Origin of the sequence: Arthrobacter sp. zg-Y769, assembly GCF_020907405.1 — a bacterium.
Taxonomy (GTDB): Bacteria; Actinomycetota; Actinomycetes; order Actinomycetales; family Micrococcaceae; genus Arthrobacter_B.
Genome location: NZ_JAJJOE010000017.1, coordinates 76,998 through 94,566 on the forward strand (window position 1 = coordinate 76,998; position 17,569 = coordinate 94,566).

The 17,569-nt window shown below is 67.2% G+C and carries 16 protein-coding genes; 3 read left to right on the forward strand and 13 right to left on the reverse strand.

The window, feature by feature from the left end; genetic code table 11:
• Nucleotides 1-75 precede the first annotated feature (75 nt).
• The 7 genes from cmk to LOC60_RS15685 form a co-directional block, all read right to left on the reverse strand.
• Nucleotides 76-777, reverse strand: coding sequence for a (d)CMP kinase (gene cmk, locus LOC60_RS15655; protein ID WP_230026607.1), 702 nt, complete (start codon nucleotides 775-777; stop codon nucleotides 76-78).
• Nucleotides 774-1,883 (reverse strand): prephenate dehydrogenase, encoded by a 1,110-nt coding sequence (locus LOC60_RS15660; RefSeq protein ID WP_230026609.1) that lies wholly within the window; start codon nucleotides 1,881-1,883, stop codon nucleotides 774-776. The genes cmk and LOC60_RS15660 overlap by 4 nt, the downstream gene beginning before the upstream one ends.
• A gap of 3 nt (nucleotides 1,884-1,886) precedes the next feature.
• Entirely contained in the window at nucleotides 1,887-3,125 is a 1,239-nt protein-coding gene (locus LOC60_RS15665; protein ID WP_230026610.1) for a pseudouridine synthase, read from the reverse strand.
• A gap of 24 nt (nucleotides 3,126-3,149) precedes the next feature.
• On the reverse strand, nucleotides 3,150-3,785 hold the full coding sequence (gene scpB, locus LOC60_RS15670; RefSeq protein WP_230026611.1) for an SMC-Scp complex subunit ScpB: 636 nt from the start codon (nucleotides 3,783-3,785) through the stop codon (nucleotides 3,150-3,152).
• Nucleotides 3,782-4,672: a segregation and condensation protein A gene (locus LOC60_RS15675; protein ID WP_230026612.1), complete on the reverse strand. Its 891-nt coding sequence runs from the start codon at nucleotides 4,670-4,672 to the stop codon at nucleotides 3,782-3,784. Before LOC60_RS15675 ends, scpB begins: the two co-directional genes overlap by 4 nt.
• Before the next feature lie 4 nt (nucleotides 4,673-4,676).
• The gene (locus tag LOC60_RS15680) at nucleotides 4,677-5,564 is read right to left on the reverse strand and encodes a ParA family protein (RefSeq protein WP_230026613.1); all 888 of its coding nucleotides are present in this window, start codon (nucleotides 5,562-5,564) and stop codon (nucleotides 4,677-4,679) included.
• Nucleotides 5,565-5,855: 291 nt separating this feature from the next.
• On the reverse strand, nucleotides 5,856-7,283 hold the full coding sequence (locus LOC60_RS15685) for a cation:dicarboxylate symporter family transporter (protein WP_230026614.1): 1,428 nt from the start codon (nucleotides 7,281-7,283) through the stop codon (nucleotides 5,856-5,858).
• 132 nt (nucleotides 7,284-7,415) lie between these two features.
• Here LOC60_RS15685 and LOC60_RS15690 point away from each other — a divergent pair, with 132 nt between their 5' ends.
• Both LOC60_RS15690 and LOC60_RS15695 read left to right on the forward strand, forming a co-directional pair.
• Nucleotides 7,416-9,038, forward strand: coding sequence for an ATP-binding protein (locus tag LOC60_RS15690; protein ID WP_230026616.1), 1,623 nt, complete (start codon nucleotides 7,416-7,418; stop codon nucleotides 9,036-9,038).
• The gene (locus LOC60_RS15695) at nucleotides 9,035-9,760 is read left to right on the forward strand and encodes a response regulator (protein ID WP_230026617.1); all 726 of its coding nucleotides are present in this window, start codon (nucleotides 9,035-9,037) and stop codon (nucleotides 9,758-9,760) included. The genes LOC60_RS15690 and LOC60_RS15695 overlap by 4 nt, the downstream gene beginning before the upstream one ends.
• Nucleotides 9,761-9,775: 15 nt before the next feature.
• Here the strand turns inward: LOC60_RS15695 and LOC60_RS15700 are convergent, their stop codons facing one another.
• From LOC60_RS15700 to LOC60_RS15720, 5 genes are all read right to left on the reverse strand, one after another.
• A complete protein-coding gene (locus LOC60_RS15700) occupies nucleotides 9,776-11,686 on the reverse strand; it encodes an AMP-binding protein (RefSeq protein ID WP_230026618.1) in 1,911 nt (636 codons plus the stop codon).
• Between the two features lie 85 nt (nucleotides 11,687-11,771).
• Nucleotides 11,772-12,767 carry a dihydroxyacetone kinase subunit DhaK gene (gene dhaK, locus LOC60_RS15705; RefSeq protein ID WP_230026619.1) on the reverse strand — a complete coding sequence of 332 codons (996 nt, stop codon included), beginning with the start codon at nucleotides 12,765-12,767 and terminating at the stop codon, nucleotides 11,772-11,774.
• A gap of 56 nt (nucleotides 12,768-12,823) precedes the next feature.
• Nucleotides 12,824-13,456: a dihydroxyacetone kinase subunit DhaL gene (dhaL, locus tag LOC60_RS15710; protein ID WP_230026621.1), complete on the reverse strand. Its 633-nt coding sequence runs from the start codon at nucleotides 13,454-13,456 to the stop codon at nucleotides 12,824-12,826.
• On the reverse strand, nucleotides 13,453-14,250 hold the full coding sequence (locus LOC60_RS15715; RefSeq protein ID WP_230026622.1) for an HAD-IA family hydrolase: 798 nt from the start codon (nucleotides 14,248-14,250) through the stop codon (nucleotides 13,453-13,455). The genes dhaL and LOC60_RS15715 overlap by 4 nt, the downstream gene beginning before the upstream one ends.
• A gap of 2 nt (nucleotides 14,251-14,252) precedes the next feature.
• Nucleotides 14,253-15,116, reverse strand: a complete 864-nt coding sequence (locus LOC60_RS15720; RefSeq protein WP_230026623.1) for a class II fructose-bisphosphate aldolase — start codon at nucleotides 15,114-15,116, stop codon at nucleotides 14,253-14,255.
• Between the two features lie 182 nt (nucleotides 15,117-15,298).
• Between LOC60_RS15720 and LOC60_RS15725 the strand changes: the two genes are divergently transcribed.
• Nucleotides 15,299-15,718 (forward strand): GlcG/HbpS family heme-binding protein, encoded by a 420-nt coding sequence (locus LOC60_RS15725; RefSeq protein ID WP_230026624.1) that lies wholly within the window; start codon nucleotides 15,299-15,301, stop codon nucleotides 15,716-15,718.
• Here LOC60_RS15725 and LOC60_RS15730 read toward each other — a convergent pair.
• Entirely contained in the window at nucleotides 15,695-17,548 is a 1,854-nt protein-coding gene (locus tag LOC60_RS15730) for a hybrid sensor histidine kinase/response regulator transcription factor (RefSeq protein WP_230026625.1), read from the reverse strand. The two genes, LOC60_RS15725 and LOC60_RS15730, sit on opposite strands and share 24 nt — an antisense overlap.
• Nucleotides 17,549-17,569: the final 21 nt, after the last annotated feature.

Sequence of the window (17,569 nt, forward strand, 5' to 3'; positions counted from 1 at the left end):
TTCCGTCGGAACTCCTCCTCCCATTGAAACACGGGCGGGTGCCCGTAGTTGGTGCCGGGTCCTCCGGCAAGGGAGCTAGTGGGTGCTGCTGAAAACCACGTCGAGTACGGCTGAGACCGTCTCTTCGAAATCGAGATCGGAAGAATCGACGGTGACGACGCCGTCAGCGGCCTGCTGGAAATCCACCACGGTGGAGTCCTTCGCATCGCGGACGAGGACCTGTTCCTTCAGGGCCGCAGCTGTCTGCGTGCCGCCGAGCTGGATTCCGCGGCGGCGCAGCCGGGCCTCCTCGCTGGCGGTGAGCAGGATCCGCACCTCGGCGTGCGGGGCCACCACGGTGGTGATGTCCCTGCCTTCGGCGACGATCCGCAGGCCTGATTCCCGAATCAGCTGCTGCTGGCGGCGAACCAGTTCCGCACGGGCGCCCAGTGTCGTGGCGACGGCGCTGACTGAAGAGGACACGACGGGTTCGCGGATGGCGGCGGTGACATCCCGGCCTGAGACCCGTACCCATTCCTCGTCCGGAGACAGGCTCAGGGCGATGTCGGCGTTCTCCGCGGCAGCCTCAACAGCCACGGAATCCGCCAGGTCAATGCCGGCCTCCATGCAGGAGAGCGTGACTGCCCGGTACATGGCACCGGTGTCGAGGTACGCGGCATGCAGGCGGCGGGCTACTTCCCGGCTGATGCTGGACTTGCCCGAGCCGGACGGCCCGTCGATGGCCACAACCAGCGGCTTGCCCTGCCGGAACTGGGCCGGATCCACGTTAGAACTCACTGCACTACCTTCCACCCGCGGGCGCTTAATTCAGAAACAAGGTCATTCACCCGGCCGGGGAGGACGGAGATTTCCGCCCGTCCCACCTGCCGGCCGGAGGCGTGCTCCAACCGCAGGTCTTCCAGGTTCACCCCGATCTCACCGATTTCGGTGAGCAGCCGGGCGATCTGGCCGGGCGTGTCATCCACCAGCACGGTGAAGGACACAAAGGTCTGTGCCGGTCCGCCGTGCTTGCCCGGAATGCGGGCCTGCCCGGCGTTTCCTTCGGCGATCAGCTGCGCCATGTCCAGGCGTGCACCGTCAGCGACCGGGTCCTCAAGCGTGCGGATCAGCCGGTTCAGGTCCTCGCGGACTCCGTGCAGGATCGGCACCAGCCGACCCGCGTTTCCGCTCAGGATCTGCACCCAGAGATTCGGATCGCTGGCGGCAATCCGGGTCACGTCCCGCAGGCCGTTCCCGGCCAGCGCAAGGGACTGCGAAGGGGTTTCCTGCAGCCGGCTCGCCACCAGCGAGGCCATGACCTGCGGCAGGTGCGAGGTCAGCGCCACGGACGCGTCGTGTTCCTCGGCGGACATCCGGGACACCACTGCACCGAGGTCGAATGCGAGGGCCTCGGCACGGCGCACTGCTTCCGGTGCTGCTTCCTGCGGCGGGCAGATCACCCAGGGCATCCCGTTGAACAGTTCCGCCCGCGCAGCCACCGGCCCGGATTTCTCCCGCCCTGCCATCGGGTGGGTGCCCACGTAGCGGCTGAGGTCGGCGTCGAACCCGCGCAGGTCCGCCAGGACCGCGGACTTGACGCTGGCGATATCGACGACGACGGCGGCCGGCCAGTCCTTGAGCGCTGCAGCAACCAGGGAAGCGGTGACGTCCGGCGGTGCGGCAACGACCACGAGTGCCGGCTCGAGGCCTTCACGGTCAGCGCTCAGCAGCCGTCCGGCGCCGATGTCGCGGGCCACGGCCTCCGTCGAGGGAGACAGGTCCGAGAGCACCACATCGAAACCCCGGGCACGGAGCCCGAGGCCGATGCTGGTGCCCAGCAGACCCGTGCCGATAATCAGCACGGATCCGGACAGGTGGGTACCCCCGTCAGCGGCAGCGGCCATTGGCTACAGTCCTACGGAGGCGAGCAGGTGTCCTACTTCGCCGCGGCCCAGGACGCGGATGCTGCCCTGGCGCTGGTCGCCCAGGCGGATCGGGCCGATCTGGGTGCGTACGAGGCGTTCCACCGGGTGTCCGACGGCGTCGAACAGGCGGCGGACAATGCGGTTGCGGCCCGAGTGCAGGACTACCTCGACCAGGAGGTGTCCCGGGGTGGAGTCGACCAGTTTGAAGGAATCAACCTTCTGGAAGCCGTCTTCAAGTTCAATGCCTTCACGCATCTTCGCACCGATGCCCTGGCTCATGGGTCCGCGGACCTGCACGAGGTAGGTCTTGGGCACTTCGTAGGAGGGGTGCGTCAGCCGGTTGGTCAGCTCGCCGTCATTGGTCAGCAGCAGCAGGCCCTCGGTTTCGTTGTCCAGCCGGCCAACGTGGAACAAACGCTCGTTCTTGCTGGTGGCCTTGAGGTAGTCGCTGATGCAGGGGCGGCCTTCGGGATCCTCCATGGTGGAGATGACGCCGCGCGGTTTGTTGAAGACGTAGTACTTCTGGGTTTCATCCAGCTGCAGGCGCATGCCGTCCACGTGGATGGCCACCGTTGCCGGGTCGACGCGGACGCCGAGCTCGGTGACGACCTCGCCGTCGACCTCAACGCGTCCTGCGGCGATCATTTCCTCGCACACGCGGCGGGAGGCAACGCCGGCGCCGGCCATGACCTTCTGCAGGCGGATGCCTCCGGGGTTGTGCTGTTCGGAGATCACCGGGGCCGCGGGACGGCGGGTGGTTGACCGGCGCACGGGGCCCAGGTTCTGGCCGAAGCGCTCACCGCGGAAAGCACGGTCGCCGCTCTTGCGCTGGCCCTGCTGCGGGCCGCCGAACTTGCCGGCACCGGTCTTGGAGCCGCCGAACTTGCCGGCTCCGGACTTGAAACCGCCCGTCTTGGGTGCACCGGACCGAGGTGCGTCTGTCCGGCCGGCACCGGCCTGAGCGGGCTTGCCCGTGCTGGAGCCAAATGCCTTCACAGCGTCGGACTTGAACTTTTCGGGACGGGCGGCCTCGGGGCTGACACTCCGGTAACCGTTGGCGCGGTCTTCACCGGGCTTCAGGCCCGATGCCGAGCGGGGGCCGCCGGTGCGGTTGGAGGAGGGCTTGGAGCCCCTTCCCTTGCCGCCGGTGGGGCCACCGGCACTGCGTCCGCCGCCGCGCGGGGTATTGCGGCCGGATCCGGAACGGGGTGCTGGTGTCATGAGTAAGTCCTTTGGGTGTAGCGGTTAATAAGTAGTGTCTTCATATTCGGCCAGGTTTTCCAGCCCGGGCAGGTGCGGTGCAATCTGCGGAAGTTCGTCGAGGCTGCCCAGACCAAGCCGTTCCAGAAAGTACGGCGTTGTCCCGTACAGCAGCGAACCGGTTTCCGGTTCGGTGCCGGCGTCGACGATCAATCCACGCTGAACCAGCGTGCGGACCACCGAATCGACGTTTACTCCCCGGATCGCGGAGACCCGGGCCCGGGAGACGGGCTGCCGATAGGCAATCACCGCCAGTGTTTCCAGTGCGGCCTGCGACAGCCGGGCACTCTGGCCTTCCAGTACAAACTTCGACACAACGGGCGCATAGTCAGCGCGGGAAAAAATCCGCCATCCGCCTGCAACGTCGCGGAGTTCAAAACCACGCGGTGCGCCCTCGGGTCCATCCCCAGTATAACCGTCATACTCCTGCTGCAGTTCCGTGAGGGCGGCGAGCACTTCCGTCTCCGGCACTCCGATCACCGAGGCCAGCAGTGCGGGGGCCGCGGGTTCATCCACCACCATCAGCACTGCCTCCACGGCAGCCTTCACGCCGCCGGGCAATACCGCAGCGTCTCCGTCGCTTTCCGCGGGAATCCTCCCGGCGCCAAAATCCGCCGTCATGGCTGGTCCCCTTCCAGGTCTGTGTGGTCAGCTGCTGCGCCGTCGGTGCCACCGGGGTCCCGGCCGTATTCATCCACCCCGGCGGCGAACCCTGCTGCCGGATCCGTTTCGCTGGTCCAGGTGATGAGCAGCTCCCCCAGCGGGGTCTCCTGCTCAAAGCCGACGGCTCCGTCGCGGAACATTTCCAGCAGCGCCAGGAACCGGGCCACCGCCACCGGCCCGTCGGCGTCGGACACCAGGGCCGCGAACGTGGCCGCACCGTTCTGGGCGAGCCGTTCGGCGAGGATCAGTGCCTGCTCCCGGACGCTGGTCTTGGGTGCGTGCAGGTGTTCCAGCCCCACGGTCGGGGGCAGCTCGTCACGCGGCTGCAGGGCGCGGGCAGCGAGGTCCGCCAACTGCTGCGGAGTGGTGCGCCAGATCAGTTCCGGGAGCATTGCGGCAAAGTGCGGGTCCAGGGTGACCTGCCTCGGGAAGCGCCGCGCTTCGTCGGTGAGCCGCTCCCCCATCAGGGCGGCCATTTCCCGGAACGCCTTGTACTGCAGCAGCCGGGCGAACAGCAGGTCCCGCGCCTCGAGCAGGGCAACGTCTTCCTCGTCATCAACATCGCCGGCCGGAAGCAGCCGGGCGGCCTTGAGGTCCAGGAGGGTGGCGGCAATGACCAGGAATTCGCTGGCCTCGTCGAGTGCCACTTCGGGGCCGGTGCCGAAGAGCTCCCGGATGTAGCCCAGGAACTCATCGGTGACGGTTGCAAGGGCGATCTCGGTGATGTCCAGCTCGTGCTTGGAAATCAGTCCCAGCAGGACATCGAAGGGCCCCGTGAAGTTCGTCAGGCGGACCGCGAAGCCGGCACGCGGCACTGCATCCGCCGGCACCGGCACCGGGGGCACCGGCTTAGGGTGCGCCGCCGCGGGCAATCAGTTCCTTGGCGAGACGGCGGTAGGAGTCGGCGCCCGGGTGGTTCCCGGCGTACGAGGTGATCGGCTCGGCCGCAACGGTGGCGTCGGCGAACTTGATGGTCCGCTTGATAACCGTTTCGAAGACCTTGTCCCCGAAGGCTTCCACCAGGCGGGAAATGACTTCGCGGCTGTGCAGGGTCCGGGCGTCATACATGGTCGCCAGGACACCGTCCACCTGCAGGCCGGGGTTGAGCCGGTCCTGGACCTTCTCGATGGTCTCCACCAGCAGGGCCACCGCACGCAGGGCAAAGAATTCGCAGATCAGCGGGATAATCACGCCGTGTGCAGCGGTCAGGGCGTTGACGGTCAGCAGGCCCAGGGACGGCTGGCAGTCGATGAGGATGACGTCGTAGTCATCCGAGACCCGGCGCAGGGCACGTTCGAGCACCTGCTCGCGCGCCACCTCGTTTACGAGCTGCACCTCGGCTGCGGAAAGGTCGATGTTGGCCGGCAGCAGGTGGATGTTCTCGACGGAGGTTTCGTGGATCGCCTCGCGGATATCCACCTTCCGGTCCATCAGCACGTTGTAGACCGTGAGGTCCAGTTCATGCGGGTTTGCACCCATTCCGGCGGACAGGGCACCCTGCGGATCGAAGTCCACCAGCAGTACGCGGCGTCCGGCTTCCGCGAGGGCGGCGCCGAGGTTGATGGTGGAGGTGGTCTTGCCGACCCCGCCCTTCTGGTTCACCATCGCAATGATCCGGGCAGGACCATGCGAGGTGAGGACGGGAGGCTCCGGGAACACCGTCAGAGGGCGTCCGGTAGGGCCCATCGCCGTTTCGGTTGCGTCCTGCAGAGTTGATGAACTCTGATCGCTGCTCACGTATAAATCCACGCTTCCGTATCTAGCTTTGCTGCGGGCTGTCTTGTCAAGGTTACAGCCGCGCCACGGCCATCCGGCGAATCAGGGCCGCGACGACCGGCGAGCCTTGACGCTCAAGTTGAACTCGAACCTTTCAGCCGGACCGTGGCATGCAGGTGCATGCGTGCCAGCGGCGGCAGACCGCTTAACGCTGAGAACGCGCCCCTCCCCGGAATTATCCGAGGCGGGGCGCGTTCCGTGGTCCTGCCCGATCCTGCCGTTTCTGCAGTGCGGGACCTTGGTGCGAGGCGGTTAGTTCCGGGGACTGCCGGCGGTGCCGGGAACCGCGGAGCTGCCTGCGGGGCCGGGAACAGTTGCGGCCAGTTCGGCGGATTCCGCCGTCTGGTGCGGTTCGTCGGTGCCGGCGTCGACGTTCATGCTCGCCTCGTCGAAGGGACGTTCGCGGTCCAGGACCGCGGTGACCTGTTCCTTGTCGATTTCCTTGGTCCAGGTGCCGATCAGCACGGTGGCGACGGCGTTGCCGGTGAAGTTGGTCAGCGCGCGTGCCTCGGACATAAAGCGGTCGATGCCGACAATCAGGCCGACGCCTTCGATCAGGTCGGGGCGGTGTGACTGCAGGCCGCCGGCCAGGGTGGCCAGACCCGCGCCGGTGACGCCGGCGGCACCCTTGGAGGCAACGATCATAAAGACCAGCAGGGAGATCTGCTCGCCCAGTTCCAGCGGCTTGCCCATGGCCGAGGCCACAAACAGGGCGGCCATCGTCAGGTAGATGGCGGTGCCGTCAAGGTTGAAGGAGTAGCCGGTGGGCACGGTCACGCCGACCACGGGCTTGGAGATGCCGAGGTGCTCCATCTTTGCGATCAGGCGCGGCAGGGCGACTTCGGAAGATGATGTGGAGAAGATCAGCAGGTACTCACGGCCCAGGTACCGCATCAGCTTGAAGATGCTGAAGCCGGTGACCAGTTTGAGCAGGCCGCCCAGGATGACGACGATGAAGAGAATGCAGGTGATGTAGAAGGCAATCATCAGGGTTGCCATGCTCACGATGGCCTGGATGCCGGTCTCGCCGACGACGGCGGAAATGGCACCGAAGGCGCCGATGGGCGCCAGCCACATGATCATCATGAGGATGCGGAACACGAGGGCCTGGATGTAGCCGATCCCCTTGAGGACCGGAGCGCCCGCGGCACCCATCTTCTGCAGGGCAAAGCCGACCAGCAGGGCAACGAACAGGGTCTGCAGGATGGACTCGCCGGTAAGCGAGGCCAGCAGGGTGGTGGGGATGATGCTCAGCAGGAAGCCGGTCATCCCTTCCCCTTCCTCGGGCGCGGCCGGGGCGGCACCGCTCGAGGACTCCAGATCCAGGCCTTCGCCCGGGTGGATCAGGTTGCCCACCACAAGCCCGATGGCGAGGGCGAAGGTGGACATGATGATGAAGTAACCCAGCGCCAGGCCGCCGACTTTGCCGACCGTCGCTGCTTTGGCGATTGATCCGATGCCTAGGACAATGGTGCAGAAGATGACCGGCGCGATCATCATCTTGATGAGGTTGATGAACCCGGTCCCGAGGGGCTTCAGGGATTTCGCGAACTCGGGGGCAAGGAGCCCGAGCACGGCACCGAGGACAACCGCCGCAATCACGGCGATGTAGAGGAAATGTGTTCTGTCCCGTTTGGGGCTCTTCGGTGAGCCCCCGGAGGGATGGGCGGCAGCTGCCATGGCGGTACTCCTTGTTGCAATTGGTCGGATTCAATCTTCCGTGCTGATGTGATCACAGTCACCCTTGTGTTCATATTGTTCTCCATACAACCCCTTACATCCGCATAACGAAGCTCAACCAAAGGAAGAAAAGTGCACCGAGGCAGCCTGGCCGGCCGGTTGTTCCTGGCCCAGCTCGGCTTCATCCTGTGCGTCTCGGGCGGGATCGCCTGGGGTCTGTACCAGCAGGCGGAGGAGAACACCTACGAGGAGACCCGCTCACGGATGCTGGCCGTAGCCGGGACCGTCGCCGCCGGCAGCGAGGTCCGCGCCGCCGTCGACTCCCCCGACCCCGCCGCCCTGCAGGGCTACGCCCGCGAGGTGATGGAGCGTGTCGGCGTGGATTTCCTCACGATCATGGATACCGACCGGACGCGGTTCACGCACCGGAATCCGGACCAGATCGGCAAGCCCTACATCGGTTCCGTGGACGCGGCCCTGGCCGGGGAGAGCTTCACCGAGACCTACACGGGTACGCTCGGCCCCTCGGTCCGCGCGATCACGCCGGTGTACGACGACGCCGGCAACGTCACCGCGCTCGTCGCCGCCGGCATCACGGTGGACCGGGTGGGCATTGCCCGCGACGCCCGGCTGCCGGAACTGTTTGCGGTTGACGCCGCCGCCCTGGGCGTGGGTGCCGTGGGTTCCTACCTGCTCAGCCGTTATCTGCGCCGGGCCACCCACGGGCTTGGTCCCGCCGAGCTCACGCACATGTACGCCTTTTACGACTCCGCGCTGCACTCGGTCCGCGAGGGCCTGCTGCTGCTCAATGACCGGGGGCAGCTGGTGCTCTACAACGACGAAGCCGCCGTCCTGCTCGGCCTGCCGCCGGCAGGTTCCGCGGCTTCCGGGCAGGACCTGCCGGACCTGCCCGGACCGCTCGCGTCCCTGCTGCGCTCGGGCCGGGACGCCCGGGAGGAAATCCACCTCACCGGCGAGAGCATCCTGGTGGTCAACCAATCCGCCGCGGTTTCTGCGGGGCCGCACGGGCGTCGTTTCGGTACGGTCACCACGCTGCGGGACCATACCGACGTCGAATCCCTCACCGGAGAGCTGGCCTCCATGCGCACGCTCGCGGACGCCCTGAGCGCCCAGGCCCACGAGCATGCCAACCGGGTGCACACCCTTGCCTCCCTGATCGAGCTGGGCCGCAGCGACGAAGCCCTGCGGTTCGCCACCGCGGACCTGGAACAGTCCCAGCACCTCAATGACGAGGTGCTCGCTGCGGTGGAAGAACCGGCCATCACCGCCCTGCTCATGGGTAAGGCGGCGCAGGCCCGCGAGCGCGGCATCAGCCTGGAGATCGAGGTGGAGGCCGAGACTGACCGGTTCGGCGGGGCCGGCCTGGAACCAGTGGAGCTGGTCACCATCATCGGCAACCTGCTGGACAACGCCTTCGATGCCGCGGCCGCCTCCGTGGTCCTGCATCTGGGCAGCGGGGACGGCGGCGTACTGATTGAAGTGCAGGATGACGGCCCCGGCGTCGACCCCCAAATAATCGAACATATCTTCGAACAGGGGTTCAGCACCAAGGACCTGCAGGCGGGACGGGTGCTGGCCGGGCGCGGGATCGGGCTTGCACTGGTCCGCCAGGCCGTGACGCGCCTGGGCGGCAGTATCCGGGTGCTGGGCGGGCCCGGTGCCTGCTTCAGCGTGGAGCTGCCCGTACCGGCTTCGGCTCATGCTCCGGATCCCCTGACTGAGGCAGCGCCGTGAGGCGGTACTCCCCCGGTGACGACGTCGGTGTCCTGGTGGTCGAAGATGAGGAGATTCCCGCCGAGGCGCACGCGGAATATGTCCGCCGGGTACCGGGATTCCGGCTGGCCGGCATCGCCCGCACGGGCGCCGAGGCACTGGAGGCGCTCAAGGACGCCGAGTCTGCGCCGTCCGGCAGTGAAGCGGAGATCGGCCTGGTGCTGTTGGACATGAACCTGCCGGACCTGCACGGGCTGGACCTGCTGCGCCGGATCCGCGGGGCCGGACTGCCCGTGGACGTTATCGCCGTCACCGCGGTCCGGGACCTGGCCGTGGTCCGCAGTGCCATGTCCGGCGGCATAGTCCAGTACCTCATCAAGCCGTTTACGTTTTCGGCGTTCAGCGCCAAGCTTGCCGCCTACGCCGAATACCGGCGCCGCATGGCCGAGCAGGCGGCGTCCACTACCCAGAGCGAGGTGGACAGCGCCTTTGCCGCCCTCCGTCCTGCCGTGGCAGGACAACTGCCCAAGGGACTGTCCGCGGAAACGCTGGAGGCCGTGGCGGATCTGCTCAAGGGTGCCCGGGCGCCGCTCTCCGCCAGTGAGGCGGCGGAGGCACTGGCGATGTCCCGGATCACCACGCGCCGCTACCTGGAGCATCTGGCGGACCAGCAGTCGGTACTGCGCTCGCCCAGGTACGGCAGCCGGGGCCGGCCGGAACTGGAGTACAGCTGGCGCTGGTAGGGCCGGCCCCGGGCGTCAGGGAACCGGACGCAGCACCGAGGTCAGTGCCTCCAGCACACCGGGATCCTCGATGGTCGAGGGCACGGTGTGCGGAACGCCGTCGGCAATCTGGCGCATGGTCTTGCGCAGCACCTTCCCGGACCGGGTCTTGGGCAGCGCGTCCACCACATACACGTCCTTGAAGTCCGCCACCGGGCCGATCTGCGAGCGCACCCGCTCCACCAGCTCGGCCCGCAGCACCGCGGCGTCGATCTCCATACCGGCCTTCAGCACCACATAGCCGGACGGGCGCTGGCCCTTGACCGGATCCGCAATGCCGATCACGGCTGCCTCGGCGACGGCCGGATGGGAGCCCACTGCCTGTTCCATGGCGCCGGTGGAGAGCCGGTGCCCGGAGACGTTGATGACGTCGTCGGTGCGGCCCATCACGAACACGTAGCCGTCCTCGTCCACGTAGCCAGAGTCGCCCGTGGCGTAGTAGCCGTCGAAGGCCTCCAGATAGGCGGCACGGTAACGCTCATCGCTCCCCCACAGGGTCCGCAGGGTTCCCGGCGGCAGGGGCAGTTCAAGGGCGATGTTGCCTTCGGTCCCCGGCGGCAGCTGCTTACCGTCCGGACCCAGTATCCGTACGGCGAAGCCCGGGACCGGCACGGTGGGCGAACCGGCCTTGACCGGCAGTTCCTCCAGGCCCACGGGGTTGGCGCAGATGGCCCAGCCGGTTTCGGTCTGCCACCAGTGGTCAATCACCGGCACCCCGAGCGCGGCCCCCGCCCACTCCAGCGTGGCCGGGTCCAGGCGCTCGCCGGCGGCAAACAGGTGCCGCAGCCGCGAGAGGTCGTAGCGGCCCGGTTCGACGGCGTCCGGGTCCGCCTTCCGGATGGCGCGCAGTGCGGTCGGAGCGGTGAAGAGGACATCAACGCCGTGCTCGGCCGCCACCCGCCAGAACGCTCCGGCATCCGGAGTGCCCACGGGTTTGCCTTCATAGAGCACGGTGGTGGCTCCGGCGATCAGCGGGCCATACACAATGTAGGAGTGGCCTACCACCCAGCCGACGTCCGAGGCCGTCCACATCACCTGCCCCGGACCTACCCCGTAGATGTTCTCCATTGACCAGGCCATCGCCACGGCGTGGGAGCCGTTGTCCCGCACCACGCCCTTGGGTGAACCCGTGGTGCCGGAGGTGTAAAGGATGTACAGCGGATCGGTGGCGGCCACGGAGACCGGCCCGGCAGGCACCGCATCTGCGGCGAGCGCGTCCCAATCGTGCCAGGCCGCCCCTCCCGTGCCGTCAAACTCTTCGCGGGTGGCGGTGAAGCCGGTCCGTTCGGCCACGACGACGGCGGCCACCCGGTGGGCAGCGGTTTCCAGTGCCTCGGCGACGGCCGGCAGGTATTCGACGGCCCGCTTCGGTTCGAGTCCGCCGCTCGCGGTGACAATGACGGTGGGGCCGGCGTCGTCGATTCGAGCGGCGAGCTCGCGCGGGGCGAATCCGCCAAAGACCACTGAGTGGACCGCACCGAGCCGGGCGGTGGCCAGCATGGCAATCACGGCTTCGGGAATCATCGGCAGGTAGATGATCACCCGGTCCCCCGGGCCCACCCCCAGCCCGCGCAGTACTCCTGCAAAGCGCTCCACCTCGCCGAGGAGCTGGCTGTAGGTGTAGGTGCGGCTGGTGCCGAGCATGGCCGAGTCGTAGACCAGCGCCGCGGTGTCTCCGCGGCCGGCCGCCACGTGCCGGTCCAGGGCGTTGAAGGAGGTGTTCAGCTCCGCGCCCGGATACCAGGAATAGAGCGGTGCCCGGGCATCCTCCAGGGCGCGGGACGGCGGCGTGTCCCAGTCCACCAATGAAGCGGCAGCAAGCCAGAACCCCTCGGGATCGGAACTGCTGCGCGCATAGGACTGTGCGTATGTCTCGTGTCCACCCATGAATCCTCCTTGATCCGGCGTAGTACGCGTCATGCTACTAGGGGACGGGCCTGCGTCGGGGAATCGTGTCCGGGTGGTGCCGTAACTAGAAGACCCGGATGGGGATCTCCGCCGGGTCCATTAGCAGCGACTCGATCTCGTCGTCGAGCTTCACCAGGGTGATGGACGCACCGGCCATGTCCAGTGACGTGCAGTACTCCCCCACGTAGCTCCGGCCCACGCTGATGCCCTGCTCCGCGAGACGCTTGTGCGCCTGCCCGTACAGCAGGTAGAGCTCGCTGATCGGGGTGCCGCCGAGTCCGTTGACCATCAGCGCCACGCGGTCGCCGTCGCGGAAGGGCAGGTCCCGTACCACCGGGCCGAGGAGCTCCTCGACAATCTCGTTGGCGCCCATCATCTTTGCCCTGCGCCGGCCCGGCTCGCCGTGGATGCCGACGCCCATCTCGATCTCGTCCTCGCCGAGCTCGAACAGCGGGCTCCCCTTCGCCGGCGGAGTGCAGGCGGTCAGGGCGACCCCCATCGTCCGCGTCACGGAATTGACCTTCTCGCCGATGCGGATCACTTCGTCCAGGTCCGCCCCGCGCTCGGCGGCGGCGGCCACGGCCTTGATGACGAAAAAATTACCGGCGACGCCGCGTCGGCCGATCGTGTACGTGGAGTCCTCGACGGAGACGTCGTCGTTGATGAAGAGCGTCTTGACCTCGATGCCCTCGGCGGAAGACATCTCCTGCGCCATGTCGAACACCATCTTGTCGCCCGTGTAATTGTTCACCAGCAGCAGCACGCCCTTGGGCGAGGCCATGAGCTTGGTGGTCTCGTACACGTAATCGAGCGGCGGCGCTGCGAACACGTCGCCCGGGCAGGCGGCGTCGAGCATACCCTTGCCGACGATCATGACGTGGGCCGGCTCGTGCCCTGAGCCCGAGCCCTGCACGATGGAGACCTTGTTCCGGTCCGGGCCGTCGGCACGCATGATCAGGTTGTATTCCGGCACGTATTTCAGGGTGTCCGGGTTCGCGAGGGCGAGGCCCTCGAGCATATCCGGGACGAACTGCTGCGGATCGTTGACGAACTTTTTCATGGGGGCTCCACGTCGTTGTGAGTTGGCAGGGACAAATTGATGCGGGTGAAGAGTAGTCAGGGCCAGTCGGCGACCATGCGTTCCACGATGATGGCGACCGCCGCCGCCCCGGCGTCCGGGGAACCGATGCTGCGTGCTCCGCTATAGCTGGCCCGTCCCCGCCTGGCTTCCAGTGCCGAGGTCGCATCAGCGCACTCGCGGGTCTTGGCGGCGAAAGCCGCCCGGCACTGAACCGGCGACGCCCCCGCCGCGAGTTGGCGCTCGAGTTCATCGGTTGCAGGTATCAGGGCGTCCAGCAGGGTCTTGTCACCGAGGTCGGCGTTACCGCGTGCCTTGATGCCGTCGGTGGCTCCGCGCAGCATGGAGACGACGGCGGCGCCGTCGATCGTGTCCAGCGTCTTCGCCGCCGCGGACGCCCGCAGGAACGCCGTGCCCCACAACGGACCCGAGGTACCACCGATCCTGCTGGAGATGGCGAGTGCTATCTGCTGCAGGAAGGTAGAGACGTCGTCGCGCTTGAACGAGTCCCAATCCGCCAGGACCTTCTCGAAGCCGCGGGCGAGGGAATACCCCAGGTCACCGTCTCCCACCACGGCGTCAAGGTCACCGAACGCCTCCTCCTTGTCGACGGCGGTCTGGGCCAGGGAGCGGACAACGAATTCGACGTCGGCCAGGTCGGTGCTGCTCATGGTGTCTCCGTTTCGTGCGTTGCGGCGGGGAGGTCAAGCAACTCCTGCAGTGCGGCGAGGGTGACAACGCCGGAAGGACGGACGCCATGCGGGTCTGCGAGCGCTTCGGCCTGTTCTCCGTCGGGATCGCCAAGCGAGGAGACCACGAGTGCTGCGCCCGCGAAGTCCTCCCCGCGGGTGAAACCGCTGACCGTCACGACGGTACGAAGTCCGGCTCCGACGGCGGCACGCAGCCCGTTCGCGCTGTCCTCAACGACGACCGCGTCCTGCGGTTCGACGCCGAGTTCCCTTAGCGCGAGGAGATAAATGTCCGGCGCAGGCTTCTTCGCCGACACCACGTCCCCGGCGAACACGGAGAAGTGCGCCGCGAGGTCGTCCCCGACGGCGTGCGCCAGGACGGCGCGAACAGCGGGTTCCGCGGAGGTGGAGGCGACCGCGAGCATCCACCCGGCGTCGTGTGCTTCCTGTACGATCCGGGCGATGCCGGGCCGTGCGGGCATAACGCCGCTCTCCACCAGCCCCTTGTAGACCTCGGTCTTCCGCCGATGCCAGGAGAGAATCGCCCTGTCGACGGCGTCGTCGTCCCGCAGGCCCAGCGACTCGGCAAGCGACGGTGTGAGGATGCTGCGCATCCGCTCCTTACCCCCGCCGATCTTCACCTTCTCGGCGTACTCCTGAACCGACCACTGCACGGGAACATGGAAGTCGGTGAAGGTCTGGTTGAAGGCGGGCAGGTGCCCGTACTGTTCGGTGTCGGCGAGCACGCCGTCGCAGTCGAAGATGAGGGCGGGCATGGTCAGCGGCCGCCCTTGCCCGCGCTGCCGAACTGCGTGCACAGGTCCGTGACCATCGAGACGACGTCGGCCCGGGTGTGCCGAAAGAGCGACGGCGGATCCCACTTGCTGTTCTGTTCGGCCTGCTTAAGGAAGGCCAGGCTGGACTGCATGTAGGTCTCCTTGAGCGCGGTGGAGATGTTGACCTTCGCGCAGCCGCGGGCGATGAGGTCCGCGAACTGCTCGGCGCTGAGGCCGCTGCCGCCGTGCAGGGCGATGGGCACATTGCGCGCCTCGACGATCTGCGTGACGCGTTCGGCGTCGAGTACGGGTGCCGCCTTGTAGCTGCCGTGGGCGTTGCCGATCGAGGGGGCGAAGACATCTATCCCGGTGGCGTCGATGAAGGCGAGTGCCACGTCGAGGCTCTGCTGCTTGGAGACGTCGTCGGACCCGTGGTCGTCCTCGACTCCGGTGATCGCCTCGATCTCGCCTTCCACCTGTGCCCCGTAGCTGCGGGCCTCGGCGACGACCTCGACGGTCTGGCGCTGGTTCTCCTCGACGGGGAGGTTGGAGGCATCGAAGAGCACCGAATTCCAGCCGGCCTTGAGGCATTCCGTGACCACCGCGCGGTCCGGGCAGTGGTCCAGATGCAGGGTGACGGGCACCTCGATGCCGCGCGTCATCGACTGCCACATGTCGAAGAGGACCCGGGACCCGATGCTGCGCACGGTCTTGACCGAGGTCTGCAGGATCACCGGCGAGTTCGCCTCCACGGCTCCTGCGAGCACGCCCTCCATGGTCAGGTCATTGAAGATGTTGATCGCGGGCACGCCGTAGCGCTCCCGGAACGCCGGATCAACAGTGTCCTTCAGCGGTACAACGCCCACAGCGCTTCCTCCTGGCTTGGCTTCTGCCCACGCTAGGCGCGCTGCCTCCGCGCCGGAATGGGTAATTCCCCCTCCCTCCGTGTGGGGGTAATCACCACCTCGCCAGCGCACGGCATCGGTGGTTATGTGGGGCGCGGCGGCTCCGGCCACCACGTCTTCCACTTCAACGACGAAGGACACCCATGCCACAGGGATCAGTGCTCGAGACCATCACCTCCGAGGAAGCCCGCCGCGTGATCGACGCCGCCGCAGCGAAGGCGACGGCAATCGGCCAGCCAATGGACATCGCCGTGGTCGACGCCGGCGGGAACCTCAAGGCACACGTCCGCATGGACGGCGCCAACATCGGCAGTATCACCATCTCGATCAACAAGGCCTACACGGCCATCGCATTCCAGTGCGAAACCGGCGACCTGCAGGGCGTCACCCGGCCGGACGGTCCCATCTTCGGGTTGAGCGACGCGCACGGCGGCCGGCTCGCCGTTTTCCCGGGCGGCATCCCGCTGGTGCGCGACGGCAGCATCATGGGCGCCATCGGCGTCTCCACCGGCACCATTGAGCAGGACCAGGAGGTCGCCTCAGCGGGTGCGGCCGCCTATTGAGGCCGGTTCCGCTGTTCCGGTCACCAGCATGGTGCGGTTGCGGGCACCGGTCTTCCGAAGCATCGCGCCCACATGCTTCTCCACCGTCTTCACCGAGATCCCGAGGCGCGTGGCGATCTGCTTGTCGGCCAGGCCCTCGGCCAGCAGGTCCCGCACCTCCAGTTCCCGGGCGGTCAGGCGGGAGGCATTCATTGCGGGGGCAGAGGCGCCGCGGCCCTCCGCGAGGCGGCTGAAGACCGCCCCGTCCAGCAGGGCGTCCCCGCGGGCGGCCGCGACGACGACGCGCGCCACCTCCGCGGGAGTCGAGGACAACGAGATGAAACCCCGCGCGCCCGACGCCGCCGAAAGCGTCAGCTGCTCATCGGTCGGGTGATCGAGAACAACGACGACGGGCCGCTCGACCGTGTCAGCACGCATCGATCGTGCCTGCGCATATTGGCTGAGTAGAAGGTCATCGAGGACAATCATGTCCGGTTGGAGCAGCGACACGGATTCGGTGAGGTCCTCCAGCGTGGCGGGTTCGCCGAGGACCTGTACGGACGGCTCTGACGCTTCGAGCAGCCGGACGAGTCCGGCCCGGATGAGCGGCTGGGCACACGCCACGAGAACCTTCCAGCGTTCCCGGGACGCATCGCCGTTGGAGGAATACGGCACCTGCACGCGGATGCTGGTACCCCAGCCCGGTGTCGAGTCCACGTGGAGTTCTCCCCGCAGATAGTGTGCGCGGGCCGCTATGCCATGCAGGCCGAGCCGGCTGCCCTGCGTGCTTCCGATGTCGCCCTGAATGGTCCGGCGCTCGAATCCGCGCCCGTTGTCCTCGACGACAACGGTCAGGCCTGCTTCGTCGTAGAAGATCCCGATCCGGCAGGTGGTGGCCCGGGAGTGGGCGACGACATTGGCCATGGCTTCCTGGATCACCATGAAGAGCTGGTGCGCCACCACGGGCGCCAAGTCGTGCTGCTCTCCGGTGACAAGGAGCGAGACGTCGAGGGGATAGACGGCACTCACCGTGTCGAGTTCCCGCCGAACAGCTTCCTCGATCGTGCTCCCGGCAAGGCTGGGGGGAGCAAGGCCAAGCACCGTGCGTCGGGCCTCGAAGAGCGCCTCGTGGGCGAGCACACGGGCGGAGTCGATGTGTTGAATAGAGGGCGAGCCGCCCGGCGTAGCCTTGTCCGCACGGTCGAGGTGGAGCAGGAGCGAGCTCAGCGACCGGCCGATGGTTTCGTGGACTTCCTGCACTGCCCGTTCCCGCTCACCGGCGATCGCGGCCTCACGCTCTTTCGCCGCAGCGGCCTGATGAAGCCTGCTGTTCATGATGGCGATGGCGGCGTGGTTGGCAAAGAGTTCCACGAGCGAGGCGTCTTCCGCGGTGAAGACGCGGCCGGGCCCGTTGCTGAAGATGGCGAAGGTACCGATGATGGCGCCGTCCCAGGCAATCGGCACACCGATGACAGCGCTCCGCCACCTCGGATCGTCAGGGTCGATGTGGCCCGCGGGCACCGACGCGTAGCAGTCGAGGATGACCGTCCCCCGCGCCTCGACGATCTGCCCGGTTAGGCCTTCCGTCAGTGGAAACGTCTGGCCCTGGTGGCATCCGACTCCCTGGTCCACTTCCTTGCGGTAGTACCCCTCGGTTTCGTGCACGATGGAGATGGATCCGCTCTCGCAGCCGAGGAGGGCGACGGCGTGCCCGAGTACGCGTTCGAGGAGCGGCACCAGTTCGAACTGCCCGGCGAGGTCGCCGGCGAGTTCGGTGATGCGGTCGAGTTCCGAGAGCGGGGCATGGTTTTGGTGGTTCCGGGTGATGCTGGGCGTGGGAAGCTGCTGCATGGACGGCACCTGTCTCCTGCG

Coding starts and splice junctions, on each gene's coding strand:
- LOC60_RS15660 (WP_230026609.1), bottom strand. CDS start 1,883: ATGGCCGCTGCCGCTGACGGGGGTACCCACCTGTCCGGATCCGTGCTG.
- LOC60_RS15665 (WP_230026610.1), bottom strand. CDS start 3,125: ATGACACCAGCACCCCGTTCCGGATCCGGCCGCAATACCCCGCGCGGC.
- scpB (WP_230026611.1), bottom strand. CDS start 3,785: ATGACGGCGGATTTTGGCGCCGGGAGGATTCCCGCGGAAAGCGACGGA.
- LOC60_RS15685 (WP_230026614.1), bottom strand. CDS start 7,283: ATGGCAGCTGCCGCCCATCCCTCCGGGGGCTCACCGAAGAGCCCCAAA.
- LOC60_RS15700 (WP_230026618.1), bottom strand. CDS start 11,686: ATGGGTGGACACGAGACATACGCACAGTCCTATGCGCGCAGCAGTTCC.
- dhaK (WP_230026619.1), bottom strand. CDS start 12,767: ATGAAAAAGTTCGTCAACGATCCGCAGCAGTTCGTCCCGGATATGCTC.
- dhaL (WP_230026621.1), bottom strand. CDS start 13,456: ATGAGCAGCACCGACCTGGCCGACGTCGAATTCGTTGTCCGCTCCCTG.
- LOC60_RS15715 (WP_230026622.1), bottom strand. CDS start 14,250: ATGCCCGCCCTCATCTTCGACTGCGACGGCGTGCTCGCCGACACCGAA.
- LOC60_RS15725 (WP_230026624.1), top strand. CDS start 15,299: ATGCCACAGGGATCAGTGCTCGAGACCATCACCTCCGAGGAAGCCCGC.
- LOC60_RS15730 (WP_230026625.1), bottom strand. CDS start 17,548: ATGCAGCAGCTTCCCACGCCCAGCATCACCCGGAACCACCAAAACCAT.